This is a genomic window from Agrobacterium larrymoorei, assembly GCF_037722385.1.
GTDB lineage: Bacteria > Pseudomonadota > Alphaproteobacteria > Rhizobiales > Rhizobiaceae > Agrobacterium > Agrobacterium larrymoorei_C.
Genome location: NZ_JBBKAQ010000017.1, coordinates 102,679 through 116,197, shown reverse-complemented (window position 1 = coordinate 116,197; position 13,519 = coordinate 102,679). Strand labels below are relative to the sequence as shown.

Annotated in this window: 11 protein-coding genes; 6 read left to right on the top strand and 5 right to left on the bottom strand. The window is 55.9% G+C overall.

Going from position 1 to position 13,519, the window contains the following annotated elements:
• Positions 1–155 precede the first annotated feature (155 nt).
• Together WKI41_RS16420 and WKI41_RS16415 are read right to left on the bottom strand one after the other, a co-directional pair.
• Positions 156–1,475 carry a class-II fumarase/aspartase family protein gene (locus WKI41_RS16420; RefSeq protein ID WP_340194555.1) on the bottom strand — a complete coding sequence of 440 codons (1,320 nt, stop codon included), beginning with the start codon at positions 1,473–1,475 and terminating at the stop codon, positions 156–158.
• A gap of 62 nt (positions 1,476–1,537) precedes the next feature.
• On the bottom strand, positions 1,538–2,509 hold the full coding sequence (locus WKI41_RS16415; RefSeq protein WP_340194554.1) for a Bug family tripartite tricarboxylate transporter substrate binding protein: 972 nt from the start codon (positions 2,507–2,509) through the stop codon (positions 1,538–1,540).
• Positions 2,510–2,660: 151 nt separating this feature from the next.
• Here WKI41_RS16415 and WKI41_RS16410 point away from each other — a divergent pair, with 151 nt between their 5' ends.
• From WKI41_RS16410 to WKI41_RS16400, 3 genes are read left to right on the top strand one after another with little or no spacing between them, the layout of a single operon-like run.
• The gene (locus WKI41_RS16410) at positions 2,661–3,761 is read left to right on the top strand and encodes a GntR family transcriptional regulator (protein ID WP_340194553.1); all 1,101 of its coding nucleotides are present in this window, start codon (positions 2,661–2,663) and stop codon (positions 3,759–3,761) included.
• 25 nt (positions 3,762–3,786) lie between these two features.
• Positions 3,787–4,248 carry a tripartite tricarboxylate transporter TctB family protein gene (locus WKI41_RS16405; RefSeq protein WP_340194552.1) on the top strand — a complete coding sequence of 154 codons (462 nt, stop codon included), beginning with the start codon at positions 3,787–3,789 and terminating at the stop codon, positions 4,246–4,248.
• A gap of 9 nt (positions 4,249–4,257) precedes the next feature.
• Positions 4,258–5,760, top strand: a complete 1,503-nt coding sequence (locus tag WKI41_RS16400; protein ID WP_340194551.1) for a tripartite tricarboxylate transporter permease — start codon at positions 4,258–4,260, stop codon at positions 5,758–5,760.
• A 374-nt stretch (positions 5,761–6,134) separates the two neighbouring features.
• Here WKI41_RS16400 and WKI41_RS16395 read toward each other — a convergent pair whose 3' ends face one another.
• The 3 genes from WKI41_RS16395 to WKI41_RS16385 are packed head-to-tail and all read right to left on the bottom strand — an operon-like array spanning position 6,135 to position 9,940.
• Positions 6,135–7,451, bottom strand: coding sequence for a c-type cytochrome (locus WKI41_RS16395; protein ID WP_340194550.1), 1,317 nt, complete (start codon positions 7,449–7,451; stop codon positions 6,135–6,137).
• Between the two features lie 11 nt (positions 7,452–7,462).
• Positions 7,463–9,232, bottom strand: coding sequence for a GMC family oxidoreductase (locus tag WKI41_RS16390; protein WP_340194549.1), 1,770 nt, complete (start codon positions 9,230–9,232; stop codon positions 7,463–7,465).
• A 3-nt stretch (positions 9,233–9,235) separates the two neighbouring features.
• The gene (locus WKI41_RS16385) at positions 9,236–9,940 is read right to left on the bottom strand and encodes a gluconate 2-dehydrogenase subunit 3 family protein (protein ID WP_340194548.1); all 705 of its coding nucleotides are present in this window, start codon (positions 9,938–9,940) and stop codon (positions 9,236–9,238) included.
• 372 nt (positions 9,941–10,312) lie between these two features.
• On the opposite strand from WKI41_RS16385, the gene ligD reads away from it, so the two are divergent.
• The 3 genes from ligD to WKI41_RS16370 all read left to right on the top strand — a co-directional run bounded on the left by ligD (position 10,313) and on the right by WKI41_RS16370 (position 13,451).
• Entirely contained in the window at positions 10,313–11,353 is a 1,041-nt protein-coding gene (gene ligD / locus WKI41_RS16380; protein ID WP_340194547.1) for a non-homologous end-joining DNA ligase, read from the top strand.
• Positions 11,354–11,557: 204 nt separating this feature from the next.
• Positions 11,558–12,763: a pyridoxal phosphate-dependent aminotransferase gene (locus WKI41_RS16375; protein WP_340194546.1), complete on the top strand. Its 1,206-nt coding sequence runs from the start codon at positions 11,558–11,560 to the stop codon at positions 12,761–12,763.
• Positions 12,764–12,800: 37 nt separating this feature from the next.
• Positions 12,801–13,451, top strand: a complete 651-nt coding sequence (locus tag WKI41_RS16370) for an RraA family protein (protein ID WP_340194545.1) — start codon at positions 12,801–12,803, stop codon at positions 13,449–13,451.
• The last annotated feature ends 68 nt before the right edge of the window (positions 13,452–13,519 follow it).

The following is a 13,519-nucleotide window of genomic DNA, read 5'->3' as shown; positions in this document are numbered from 1 at the left end:
TGAAAGCACAGACACTTGTAAAAGTCCTCGCTCTTGAAGGGTAATGAACCGCCGACACTGGGTTGATTACGGCTCAGTCCAAGAGACCATGTGGTTTTAACCACCTCATGAAGCGTTACTGCGTACAGAAACCGATGTCTCCAAACTTCGGAGCTCTATCGTGCCAACCTTTCGATGAGTGCTCCGGAGACCCCCGTATATCCGGCGGTATCCAGCGTTACCATATCCAAACCGGCCATTTCGGGATGCTCGGCAATTGCTTGCGTGAACGGTACTCCCTCCATGACGGAGCGCTGAGCGGCTTCGTACAGCAGGTGATGGGCCTTGTGGCGGCCCAGACGGTCGGACAATTGCATCATTGCCGCTTCTGACACGATCAGCCCGTTGGTTATGTCGATGTTGCGCTGCATGGCATCATCGTGAACGACAAGGCCGGTCGCAAGCCGTGCCAGAGTTTCAGCAACTGAAGCAGCCAGTATGGCAATTTCGGGAACGGCGACATCTGCAACATTCGTCGCGGATGAATCACCCTCGTCCATGCGGACCATTGAACCAAGCAGGAGAGGCAGACGTGCAGAGAGCAGACGGCAAAGACTAATGAGTAGCAAAGCTGTGGAAGGGTTGCGTTTCTGGGCCATGGTCGAACTGCCAACCTTTCCCATATGGAACGCTTCTTCAACCTCGCCGATCTCGGTGCGCTGCATGAACACGATGTCCTGGGCAATTTTCTCTGCCGTTCCTGCCAGCAGGGCAAGAGCGCAGAAATAATCGGTTGCGCGATCGAACGACGAACGCATCGGCAGAATAGCTGGCTCCAGCCCTAATATTGAGGCCATCTCGGCCTCTACTGCCGGGCCTTTAGACCCGATCGCCGCAAAAGTGCCGATCGCGCCGCCTAGGCTTACGACGAATGAGGGCCTGATACGATCCTGAAGCCGCTGGCGATCACGGCGAAGTTCTTCCAGCCAGCCGGTGACCTTGAAACCGAATGTCATAGGAAGCGCATGCTGGCCGTGAGTTCGACCCGCCTGCAACGTGTCACGATGCGCAAGAGCCAGTTCGCCAAGTGCCGTAACGGCATTGCCAAGATTCGTATTGATGAGCGCCTGGGTTCGCTGCATCTGCAATGCGACACCGGTGTCGAAGATATTCTGTGTCGTAGCACCCCAGTGAATATAACCAGCCGCAGGTTCGCCGCTAAATTCTTCCAGCTGGCGCAACACCGGCACGAAAGGGTGTTGAGCGTAGGCGATGTCCCGGCTGAGGCGATCGGTGTCGAAACGCTCATGTCGACATGCGTCGGCAATAGGCACGGCCACATCAGCAGGAATGACGCCAAGCCTTGCCTGCGCCTGCGCCAGCGCTGCCTCAACATCAAGCCATGCCTGCAGGGTTTGAAGATCGCTCCATATGTGTTTTGCCTCTGCGCTGAACCAGTGGCGGGTGATGAAGGAGTCAAACATTCCTGTAGTCATGGCGCAATCCGGTGGCTGTCATTCAAATAGATGCGCTCCAGCGAACCGGAGCGCTTGAAGCGTTACTCGACGGAGATCGCCGATTCCTGAACGATTTTGCGGTAGGTCTCTGCCTGCTGATCGATGAAGCCGGTGAACTCACCAACGGGCATAGGCGCTGCAGCAAACCCGGCACTGGCAAGTTTTTCTTTGACGTCATCGTTGGCAAGCGCTGCCACGATTGCATCGCTAATGGCTTTGGCCGCAGACTGATCTGTCCCAGCCTTGACGAACAGGCCTTGCCATAACGGCAAGACCAGACCGTTCAGGCCCTCGACCTCAGTCAACGCAGGGACATCCGGCAGAGCAGCAGCACGCTCGGCACTTGTCACTGCGAGAATCCGGATCTTCCCATCTTTGACGAACGGCAAAGCTGTTGATGTTGTCAGCACTGCCGAGTCAAGAATACCTGCAAGAAGGTCATTTGACACCTGGGTGCCGCCGCGATACGGCGCGTGAAGCAATTTCGCGCCAATGCGATGGCCGATCATTTCACCGACAAAATGCTGGGCGGAACCGATACCGGGCGTGCCAAAGGTTACGGTGTCCGGCGTTGCCTTGGCTGCCGCAGCCAAGTCGCCGAGCGTCTTGTAGGGCGACGCTGCTGGAACTGCGATTGCCATCGACGTTAGCGCCGTTCTTCCCACAGGGAGGGTTGTTTCCTTCCAGTCGATTCCGACGGCCTTGTTGACCATTGGCACAGCGACGGTGTCGAAACCGCCATAATAAAGTGTCGCACCGTCCGCCTTACCATTGATCAGTTTTTGCAGGGCGATCATGCCGCTGGCGCCTGTGGCATTTTCTACGACGACAGAGCGTTTAAGGCTTTTCGTCAATTCCGGCGCGATGACGCGGGCGGCAAAATCAGCACTGCCACCGGCAGAATATCCCACTAGTAGTGTAATGGGGCCAGTGTCTTGCGCCATCGCTACGGCTGGCATTGCAGAAAAGACAAGCGCAGCGGCGGTGGCGCGGATTAAATTACGTCTAAGCATGGTGTTTCCTCCTAAACAACTACAATATATATTGTATTTTTCTGTTACTCCTATATCGTAACTATCCAGAAACCTTGCGGATGGCAAGCCTAAAGAGCGAATTCTGATTAGTTCTTGCCAATATGTATTGTATTGTATTAAGGGAGACGACATGACCGAGAACGACAGTCTTCAATCCTATCTTCGCTCTGTTGCCATGACGGCGGGACGCGGAGAGCGCGTGCCGACAGTACGGCAGTTGATGCGTGACTTCTCTTTGAGCCAGCAAAGTGTAGAGCGGGTTCTCAAAGCCCTGAAGGAAGAAGGCCTTGTTGCGGCGCATGTGGGACGAGGCACATTTTTCACCGGTGGTGATGGGCTGCAGACGCCAGAAGTCCAGGCTTCAGATGAGCGCGTGCAGAAGAGTGTCATATTACTGCGCCGATCAGCGAACAATCTGCGCGGTCGCGTGGTGCTCGAAGAGTTGCAACATCGGCTTTCCGGTGCCGGTCATGTGACGCTGGAGGTCGGATATTCTGATCCGGAACATGCCAGGGAGGTATTGCAAACGTTGCCGCGCTTTGACGCGTGTATCGTACAAAATTCTTTCGACACGATGCCGATCGATATGATTGCTGCCATTCGGCGCAAGACAGACACAGTCATCGTGGACGGCGCCTGGCTAGTTGGAACGGACATTGATGCGGTTGGCTTCGAATGGGGTCAGTCTGTGGAAGTCGCGGTCGAGAGACTGGTTGCTAGCGGACACGACCGCATACACTACGTTACCACTGCAAGCTTCTTTCTCGCCAATGAGATGGGCCAACACCGTTGGAGGATATTGCGGTCAAGGCCAGAGTTGTCGTCTGTCCTGCAGCCGGAAATTCGTGTGGGAAGATTGCCGCCCAAGGATTTCGAGGAAATGGCCGTCGCGGCGTTTCGCGCCGCCCTGGAAGTTGCGCCCGCCGCCAGCCGGCCCGCACTTCTCATCTGGGGTATTGATGACGGCTCCAAGTTCCGTCGTCTGTTGGAAAACGAGGGCCTCACCATACCGTCGGATCTGTCCGTCGTATTGTTAGGACGCACGGACCTCGACCCTGAAGCCGGTGGTTTTTTTCATGTGATCGGTTACAGCGCAGCAGATCAGGTTAATGGCGTTTACGAACGCCTTATCGAACGCTGGCGGAAGCCTAATGAGCAATTCGGTCTTCGGTTGCTGCCGATGACGGAACGGCCCGGCGCATCCCTTGATGAGCGACGGCCGCCAAAATGAACTTCAAAACAGGGAGGAATACAAAATGACGCTGATACGCGGTCAACGGGATCTCGGCATTGGGCTGATTTATCTCGCTCTGGGGATTGCTGGCTTTCTCATCGCCCGAAATTACAGTTTTGGCACAGCGGGGCGCATGGGGCCAGGTTATTTTCCGACGATCATTTCCTCACTTCTTGTGGCGTTCGGTTTGATTACCGTCGCTCGCGGATTGCTTCGTGATGGCCCGTCCATCGATGGCATCAACTGGAAGGGTGTTGGTCTAATCACGCTTTCGGTATGCGCATTCGGATATCTACTCGAGCGCGGCGGTCTGTTCTTTGCTCTTGCAATGCTCGTTTTGATATCGGCAGCCGCCAGCGAACGCTTCCGTTTCGAACTTCGCGCCGCAGTTGGGCTGGTTGCCCTGGTCATTTTCTGCGCCATCGTTTTCGTCGAAGGTCTTGGCCTTCCTATGCCGCTTGTCGGCGAATGGATCAGAGGCTGAGGCATCCCAATGGATATATTTGCAAATCTCTGGCTGGGCCTTACCGTTGCTGGAACAATCTATAATCTCTTTTACTGCCTCGTCGGCGTCTTTCTTGGCACCGCAATCGGTGTGTTGCCGGGGCTGGGCCCTGTTGCCACCATCGCAATGTTGCTACCGATTACGTTTGGCCTGCCGCCAGAATCTTCGCTGATCATGCTCGCCGGCATCTACTACGGTGCCCAGTATGGCGGATCCACGACAGCCATCCTCGTCAATCTTCCAGGTGAACCTTCTTCTGTCGTCACAGCACTCGACGGCTACCAGATGGCGCGCCAGGGACATGCTGGCCGGGCGCTATCAACGGCGGCGATCGGCTCCTTTATCGCAGGCACGATTTCGACTATCTTGATCGCCGTGTTCGCGCCTGCGCTGGCTGCGGTCGCACTCCAGTTCGGACCCGCAGAATATTTCTCGTTGATGGTCCTCGGATTGATCGCTTCGATCGTCATGGCCTCAGGTCCCCTCCTGCACGCGCTTGGAATGATCCTTGTCGGGCTATTGTTTGGCATGGTCGGGACAGACGTCAGTTCCGCTGTGCCTCGCTACACATTCGGTATGCCGTTGCTGGCCGACGGACTAAACTTTGTCGTCATCGCCATGGGTGTGTTTGGTCTTGGCGAGATCATCGCCAATCTCGAAAACGAAGCCGACCGCTCCGTCATGACCAAACGCGTTACCGGACTGATGCCAACAAAAGAGGATTGGAAGCGCATCATCGCGCCGATCCTGCGAGGCACGGCACTCGGCTCCCTCCTTGGCATCTTACCAGGTGGTGGCGCAGCATTAGCGTCCTTCGGCTCCTATTCGCTTGAAAAGAAGATGTCGAAGGCCCCTGAACAGTTTGGTAAAGGGGCAATCGAAGGTGTCGCTGGGCCTGAGGCAGCTAACAACGCCGGCGCTCAGACTTCCTTTATACCAATGCTAACACTAGGTCTGCCATCGAACTCAGTGATGGCGCTGATGATCGGCGCGATGATTATTCAAGGTATCCAGCCCGGACCATCAGTTATGACCGAGCAGCCGGAACTGTTCTGGGGACTGATCGCATCTATGTGGATCGGCAACCTGATGTTGCTCGTGCTCAACCTGCCGCTAATTGGCCTTTGGGTCCGGATGATCGCCATTCCATATCATCTTCTGTTCCCCATCATCATTGTATTCTGCGCCATCGGTGTCTTCAGCGTCAACAACAACACGTTCGATGTCTACGCCATGGCGATTTTTGGAGTCGTTGGCTACATCTTCCGTAAGCTAGATACCGAACCCGCTCCTATGCTGCTGGCTTTTATTCTCGGGCCGATGATGGAAGAGTTCCTGCGTCGCACTCTGCTGTTCTCTAAAGGCGATCCGACGGTGCTCCTAACGAGACCTGTCAGTTTAGGCCTCCTGCTTGTAGCTGTCGTATTGCTCGGCGCCGTTCTCTTGCCGACAATTCGCCGAGGTCGAAAGGAAGCGTTTCAGGAAGAATGACAAGGCGTTAAGAAAAAATACGCTTCTGGTAAAATTTGGAGACAAAGCAAAGTTGCCTGGCGTTTCCATTGTGGTAGACGCCAGACATATCGCCTTGAAGTGGGATCGGACCGCCGACATGAAGTTGGATGTAAACGCCGCCACGGAATGAAGCGATGGGCAACGCATGTCGGACTGGAGCTGCGCTTAGCGCAAAGCAGATGATTTCACGAGCGCGTTCATCGGTATCGACGGCAGCCTTTAGTTCAGCTTCGAACTAGAGAGCATCAGCCGCTACGTCTGAAACGACGAATTGACCCCCACGCTCTGAGGTAGCGTTAATGGCAAAAGATCCCGCTAAGCTGACAGCGGGATCTTCTTACTGTGGGCAAAGCTCAATGGCTGTTGCCGAGCTTCCTGATCGCTTCAACATCCTGTGCTGTCACATCGGATGCGTTGTTGGTCCATGCATTGCGCAGGAAGGTGGCAAGCGTTGCGATTTCCTCGTCGGACAGACGATCCTCGTAGCCCTGCATCCTGACCTTCATCGGACGCTTTTCCGTGGATGGCAGTTCTGCCCCATGCAGGATGACGCTGACGAGACCCTTGCTGGATTTCGCTGTCACAAGAGAGTTTCCGTCGAGCTCCGGGAATATTTCCGGCGCGCCCTTGCCGTTGACGAGGTGGCAGCCACCGCAATTATCGAGGTAGAGGCGCGGTCCCAACGGCATATCAGGCTTGGCGCTCGACAGCATCTGTTCCGTCTGCGTTGCCGCCTCGGCATTCTTTGCTTGCGATGGTTCTGAGGAGCCGATTTTCTTCAAGAAACTAGCAATGGCCGTATTATCTTCCGACGTCAGATACTGGGTGGAATCCCTGACTACCAGCATCATCTCGCCCGTTGCGGTGGAGTGGGCGTTGCGGGCGGTGGCGAGGTAAGCAGCTGTTTCCTCAACCGTCCACTTTTGCGGGCCGCTTGTCGGGCCTCTCAGATCAGGTGCCGTATAGTTGTCGATTTCGCCGCCGGAGAGGAAGCTTTTCGACGTTTCATCGATACCATCCTGCGTCATCATTACCGAACGCGGACTGTGACAGGCGGCGCAGTGGCCGGGACCTTCCACCAGATATTTGCCGCGATTGAAAACGCCATCTTCCGACGTGTTTGGCGCAAACCCGGCTTCGCCACGTAGAGCCACCCAATTCCAGGCGCGAAGACCAAAGCGCATGTTGAAGGGGAAAGCGAGTTTCGTCTGTTCGATCTTGTTGGGAACAGGCTTCACCTCATTCATGAAGTACTCGTAGAGGGCAACGACATCTTCTTCCGTCAGCTTGCGATAATTTTCATAGGGCATGGCCGGATAGAGGTGCGTGCCATTGGGTGTCACGCCATCGTAAAGGACGGCCCTGAAGTCATCGAGCGTGTAGTTGCCGATGCCGGTTTCCTTATCCGGCGTGATGTTGGTGGTCCAGATGGTACCTATTGGGCTCTGAATGGCGCGGCCACCGGCAAAGGGCGTTCCACCCTCATTCGTGTGACACGCCATACAGTCGCTGGCACGCATGAGATATTCTCCGCGCCCTTCCGCAGGCTTGAAATCCGCAGCAAGCTGGGTGGTCGCGCCCGTGCGCTGAACGGGAACAAAGATGAAGGCCAGTAGACAGGCAAGGCCGACGACAACGAGACCGGCAAGAATTTTGAGAAGCTTTTTCATCATCGCACTCCTCAAACCAGCGGTCTTGGGTTTGGAAGATAGTCTTTACGGATGTGTTCCGCTGCCCAATAGGCGAGACCACCGACCATGCCCGTGGGGTTGTACTGCGTGTTCTGCGGGAACGCGCCTGCACCGAGCACGAAGATGTTGTGCTTGTCCCATGCCTGAAGATACCGGTTGACGGCAGATGTCTTCGGATCGTCTCCCATGACCGAACCGCCGACATTATGCGTGGTCTGATAAGGCCTGACGTCATACATGGCGCCTTCCTTCTTGAAGCCTTCCTGCATGGATGTCGGGTTGAGCGCCTTGGCAATCGGCTCGATCTTCGACTTCATGAACTGCGTCATGCGGATTTCATTGGGGTTCCAGTTGAAGGTCATCCGCATCAAAGGCCGTCCATGGCGGTCCTTATAGGTCGGATCGAGATCGAGGTGGTTGCCGCGATAGGCCATGTGGGAGCCATGCGAACCGATGGACATGGAGTGACCGTACCACTCGCCAACGGCCTGTTTCCACTTGGCACCCCAGCTCGGCGTGCCTGCCGGAAGCGCCATGGAGCGGATCGGCTGACCATTGGACTGCCCGGCGGAGATGTATGACCCGCCGATGAAGCCTTCCTGACCGAAATCGATATTGTCGATGCCGAAATCATCGATGGTCATGCCGTTGGCACCGGTACCGATGAAGGGATTGAAAACCTCGTCCTTGAAGAAAAGCGTGTAGCCACCGTTCATCTGATAGGCGTAATTGCGCCCCGTCACGCCTTCGCCGGTATTGGCATCATAGGGCTGCCCGATGCCGGAAAGCAGCATGAGGTGGACGTTGTGCAGCTGATAGGCAGCCAGGATCACCAGATCGGCGGGCTGGAAGACCTCCTCCTGCGCCTTCTCATCGAAATAGGTCACGCCGGTCGCGGTCTTACCATCCGGTGCCATTTCGATGCGCAACACTTCGCACTCCGTGCGATATTCGAAGTTCGGCTTGCGCTTCAAAGCGTCCAGAATGGCGGTCTGCGGCGACGACTTCGAATAATTGTAGCAGCCGTAGCGTTCACAGAAGCCACAATGATTGCACGGGCCCATCTGCATGCCATACTCGTTGACATAGGCTTGCGACGCGATGCCGCCTGGGCGTGGGAACGGGTGGTAACCCATGGATTTCGTGACTTCACCGAACTTCGCGCCATCCCAGGTCGTCGGCATGGGTGGCATCGGATAATCGCGCGAGCGCGGAGCCTCAAACGGGTTACCGCCTTCGATCTTCTCGCCCTTGATATTGCCGGCCTTGCCAGAGATACCTGCGACGCGTTCGAAGCGGTCGAAATAGGGCTCAAGCTCTTCATAGGTCACGGGGTAGTCCTGAAGGTTCATGTCTTCAGGAATGATCGACGCACCCCAACGCTCTTCGACATAGGAGCGGAGGCGGTATTCCGACGTCATTGGACGCCAGTTCAGCCCGTTCCAGTGCGTACCGGCACCACCAACGCCATTGCCCGGAAGAAACGACCCGAGAACGCGATAGGGAAGTGCTACTTCCGCTTCGTTGCGGCGGATCGTAACAGTCGAATTACGCGGCTTCTGCATCATGCCAAGACGAACGCCGTATTTCAGCTCATCGATCATCTCGGGGTACTGGAAATTGGGAACGGTGTTCTGATCGTGACCACGCTCAAGGGCCACGATTTCAAGCCCATCCTGCGCAAGCTCCATGCCGAGGATCGATCCGGTCCATCCCAGACCGACGATGACGACGTCTTTCTTCTTTTCGGTTCTAGCCATGGTTCACGCCCTCTCGCCGGAGATCGAGACCGGTCCCAATGGATATTTGACGTTATGCTTGAGGACCCATTCCTTGTAGGACCCGCGTGCACCCGGGAACCCGATATAAGTCCAGGACTGCATCTTGTGATTACCGCCATACATAGGATCGGCGAAGTAACCCTCCTTGGTGTTCCCAAGCAGAATGGAGAAGAAATCCCGGATCTCGGGATCAAGTTTGATCTCTTCCTTTTGCAGTGACGTCAGGGCCTGATCCTGCTTGGCGGCATCGAGTTCGGCAAAAATCTTGCCATGGGCCGTGCGGCACCACTCATCAAAAACCGGAATAGCCTTCTGATAGATCTCAAGCGGAGTGAGCGGCGTCTGCCAACCGCGCAAGGGGCTTGCATCGGCCTGGTGCGGCCCTTCCATGTACCAGTCGGCGGCGCGACCAAAATCTCCCGCCAGCTGCAGATCGATGAAGACGGGCACCCTCGCCTCTATCGCGCCCGGCCCATCGCCCTCGGAAGGGATAAGCCTTGCGACTGTTGCGACGACGAAAGCCCACTCACTGGGCTTAAGACAGATCGGCTTGTAAGCTTCCAAAGCAACCGGCTCTGCCTTTTCCTCTGCTTTCGCGGGTACGGCAACCAGTCCAGCAACGGCGGCGCTGGCGGCTGATGCTTTCAGAAAATTTCGACGTGAAGGGCGGCCTGGAAGGTCTCTCATGAGCAACTCACTTTGTGACGCGTGTCACTTCAAAATGTTGATCTCGATTCATCGACCGATGAGTCAGGTGGGATCCTGCGGTTTATCGTCGCAGCGCACGACCCGCAAGACCGATTAGAACGAAAATCGTAAAACCGCGAGCTTATTGGAAATATTTTACAATATTTCGCTAAAATGAGAAACAAATGCGCCCAATTCTTAGAACGTCTCTCAGACTGTGTTTGCCCACTCGTGCTCAATACCTAGACAAGCCTATTAGGCCCTTGGCAATTCGCGGGATATGGGGAACCGCCTTGTCACCTTGAAAGGAACTCAACTGTAAACACCTGGACTAAATAGCTATTAGGTGGCTAACCCGTCGAATAGCACCCAATGATGAAGCCCCTGAGATCAAAGCCGCAGCGGAAGCGCAATCCCGCACAGCCGCAGCTTCTGTTCGACCTGATGCCTGACCGCGTCGGGCCGGCGCTTGCTGAGCTGAAGGTCCATCCGCCCAAAGGTGACCAATGGAGCTGGGAGCTGAGGTGGGATGGCTACCGGCTGGCCGTTCATAGCGAGCCGACCGGGGTCCGCATTCTGACGTGGGGCGGCCATAACTGGACGCACCGGTTTCCGGCGATAGAACAGGCGGCCCGGGCGCTAGGGCCGGCGACGATGATCATCGATGGTGAAGCGGTGGTGCTCGACGACGAAGGGCGGCCTGACTTCGGGCTGCTTCAGAAATCGTTGGGTTCTTCCGGCAAGGCGGCTGGCCGTCGAGCATCTGATGCCATCCTCTACGCCTTCGATCTTATCTACCTCGACGGTCACGATTTGCGCAGCGTCGAGTACCGCTCGCCCCGCCATCTTCTTGAGGACACGCTGAACGGCAGAGATAGCGCCATCTGCCTTTCTGAAACCATCGATGCCGACGCCAACGTCCTCCTCGAACATGTGTGCGGCCTCGAAGGCATCGTCGGCAAGCACCTCGCTCAGCCCTATGGTTCCGGCCGCACCGGCGACTGGGTCAAGGTGAAATTTGTGCAAAGCGAAGCGTTCATGGTTGTTGGCTATGAGCCATCCACCGCATCGCCGGGCGGCTTCGCATCGCTGGCGCTTGCTGCCTATCGCAGCGACCAGCTCGTCCACGTCAGGAACGTCGGCACGGGCTTTAAGGAAGCCGAGATGACCAAGCTGCGCAAGACACTCGATAAGCTGCGCTGGAAACGAAAGCAGCCGCCTGTGCCGTTTGTCGGAAAATCAGATATCGTCTGGGTCGAGCCGACCGTGATTGCCGAGATCGGTTTCCTCGCTTGGACAGTCGACGGTAAACTCCGCCATGCTTCCCCCAGGAGCTTATGGGAACGGCAAGAACACGCCGACGCTTGTAGACTCAATTACCAGAAATTTTTCAGCGCGGTACAGCTAAGCTGACCAGGAGCATAGATGGGCGCCATGCGACGTACAATCACCGAAAACTTTGACGCCTTAGTTGAATTCTCCTCTTTACTCCGGTGGCGAGCGACTACCGCTTCCATCTAATTCATTTTAGGAATTGATTTGCATGACTTTTAATCGCTTTTCTTGAACTTCCTAACGCCTTAGCCTTCTGAGACATCGACAGTCAAGGCGAACAGAATGTCTCTTCAAATATCAAATCGGGCGATTTCACTGAAGCCTTCGGCCAGTATCGCGGCCAAGAAAATGGTCTCGGACCTGCAGGCACAAGGACACAAGATTGTGGACCTGACGATCGGTGAACCGGATATTCCAACCCCAGATCATATTGTCGAGGCTGCATTCGATGCGATGAAAGCGGGGGACACCCACTATACGCCCTCTGCCGGAACACCAGCGCTCCGCGCCGCCGTTGCCGCCCATATCAATCGGGAAAAAGGGTTACCGGCAAAGCCCGAGAATATTGCTGTCGGCTGCGGGGCCAAGCAACTAATTTTCGAAGTCTTTTCGGCGACGCTGAACGAAGGCGACGAAGTCATTGTGCCCGCACCCTACTGGGTGTCCTACCCCGATTTAGCGAGCCTGCATGGTGCCAAGCCCGTCGTCGTGATTTGCGACGAAGAGGTCGATTTCAAGCTAAGACCAACTGCGCTTGAAGCGGCAATTACCGAAAAAACCCGTTGGCTCGTTCTCAACACACCGAACAATCCGTCTGGCGCCATCTATTCCCGTGACGAGCTTTCGGCTCTGGGCGAGGTGCTGGTGCGCCACCCAGACGTCTGGGTGATGACGGATGAGATCTACGAATATCTTTCTTATAGCGATGAACGCGCGCCAAGCCTCATAGAAATCGTACCGTCACTGTTTGATCGAGCAATCATTATCAACGGCATGTCCAAAGCCTACGCCATGACAGGATGGCGTGTCGGCTACGCGGCTGGCCCAAAGGCGCTGATCGAGGTGATCGTAAAGATGTTAAGCCAGAGTACGACGTGCGCAAGCTCGATCAGTCAAGCCGCCGCTGTCGCGGCGCTGACGGGCGATCAGGCTTGCGTGCGTGAGGCAGCTGAAATGTATCGTCGCCGTCGGGACCGAATGGTCGAGATCCTGTCGGATGCGCCGGGCCTGTCGCCCCGCGCGCCTTCGGGAGCGTTCTATCTTTTTATCTCTGTCGCCAACTTGATTGGCAAAAGCACGCCTGACGGTAAGGAATTGCGTACCGATCTTGATGTCTCCCTCTACCTTCTGAAGCAGGCAAAGGTGGCCGTTCTGGACGGGTCAGCTTACGGTGTTTCCCCCTATCTTCGGCTCTCCTTCGCGGCCTCCATGGAAGCCGTCGAGTCCGGAAGTCAAGCTATCCTGGCAGCGGTCAAGGCTCTTCGCTGAGCAGCATCGTGTCGCACTCAATCCTGAAAGAATTTCAATGATCGGAAACCGGATACTCCCAAGCGCGCCGCGGGCAGATGCCGAACTCATCTTAGCCTATGCCAAGTCCTCGACTGCAATTATAAGCGACAACCTCGCTCGACTTCCGGGCGCCATCGGTGTCCGACCTTTCCATAAGGTGAATGGCACGATGGCCGGAACTGCTTTGACGGTTCGTGTTGCGGCAGGCGACAACCTTTTAATCCACAAGGCGCTCGATCTTGTTCGTCCTGGCGATGTCGTTGTCGTAGATGGTGACGGCGAAACAAACCGTGCTCTAATCGGAGAGATCATGGCAACGATTGCGCAAACACGGGGCGCGGCCGGCATGGTGATAGACGGCGCGATCCGCGATGCCAGAGCTTTGGCCAAATCGGAATTTCCGGTCTTTGCCCGCGCCGCCATCCATCGCGGACCCTACAAAAACGGCCCAGGTGAGATCAATGTGCCAGTTGCGATCGGCGGCTTTGTGATCGAACCGGGAGATATCGTCGTGGGAGACGAGGACGGCATTGTTGCCTTCCCGCAGGCCGTTGCTGTCGAACTTCTCAACGCTGTCCATGCGCAGGAGCAAAAAGAAGAAGAAATCCTGCGCAGCATTAACCAAGGAACTTACACCGGCGCTTACGGAACGCCAGCATCACCTTGATTTTTGACGATTGACGGATTTTGCTTATACGTGAAGGTGTGTACGATCTTTATCTAACTGGACTGGAA

Bases quoted from the DNA above. Each gene is read 5' to 3' on its own strand.
- ligD (WP_340194547.1), top strand. From the start codon at position 10,313: ATGATGAAGCCCCTGAGATCAAAGCCGCAGCGGAAGCGCAATCCCGCA.
- WKI41_RS16385 (WP_340194548.1), bottom strand. From the start codon at position 9,940: ATGAGAGACCTTCCAGGCCGCCCTTCACGTCGAAATTTTCTGAAAGCA.
- WKI41_RS16390 (WP_340194549.1), bottom strand. From the start codon at position 9,232: ATGGCTAGAACCGAAAAGAAGAAAGACGTCGTCATCGTCGGTCTGGGA.
- WKI41_RS16375 (WP_340194546.1), top strand. From the start codon at position 11,558: ATGTCTCTTCAAATATCAAATCGGGCGATTTCACTGAAGCCTTCGGCC.
- WKI41_RS16420 (WP_340194555.1), bottom strand. From the start codon at position 1,475: ATGACTACAGGAATGTTTGACTCCTTCATCACCCGCCACTGGTTCAGC.
- WKI41_RS16395 (WP_340194550.1), bottom strand. From the start codon at position 7,451: ATGAAAAAGCTTCTCAAAATTCTTGCCGGTCTCGTTGTCGTCGGCCTT.
- WKI41_RS16400 (WP_340194551.1), top strand. From the start codon at position 4,258: ATGGATATATTTGCAAATCTCTGGCTGGGCCTTACCGTTGCTGGAACA.
- WKI41_RS16415 (WP_340194554.1), bottom strand. From the start codon at position 2,509: ATGCTTAGACGTAATTTAATCCGCGCCACCGCCGCTGCGCTTGTCTTT.
- WKI41_RS16405 (WP_340194552.1), top strand. From the start codon at position 3,787: ATGACGCTGATACGCGGTCAACGGGATCTCGGCATTGGGCTGATTTAT.
- WKI41_RS16410 (WP_340194553.1), top strand. From the start codon at position 2,661: ATGACCGAGAACGACAGTCTTCAATCCTATCTTCGCTCTGTTGCCATG.
- WKI41_RS16370 (WP_340194545.1), top strand. From the start codon at position 12,801: ATGATCGGAAACCGGATACTCCCAAGCGCGCCGCGGGCAGATGCCGAA.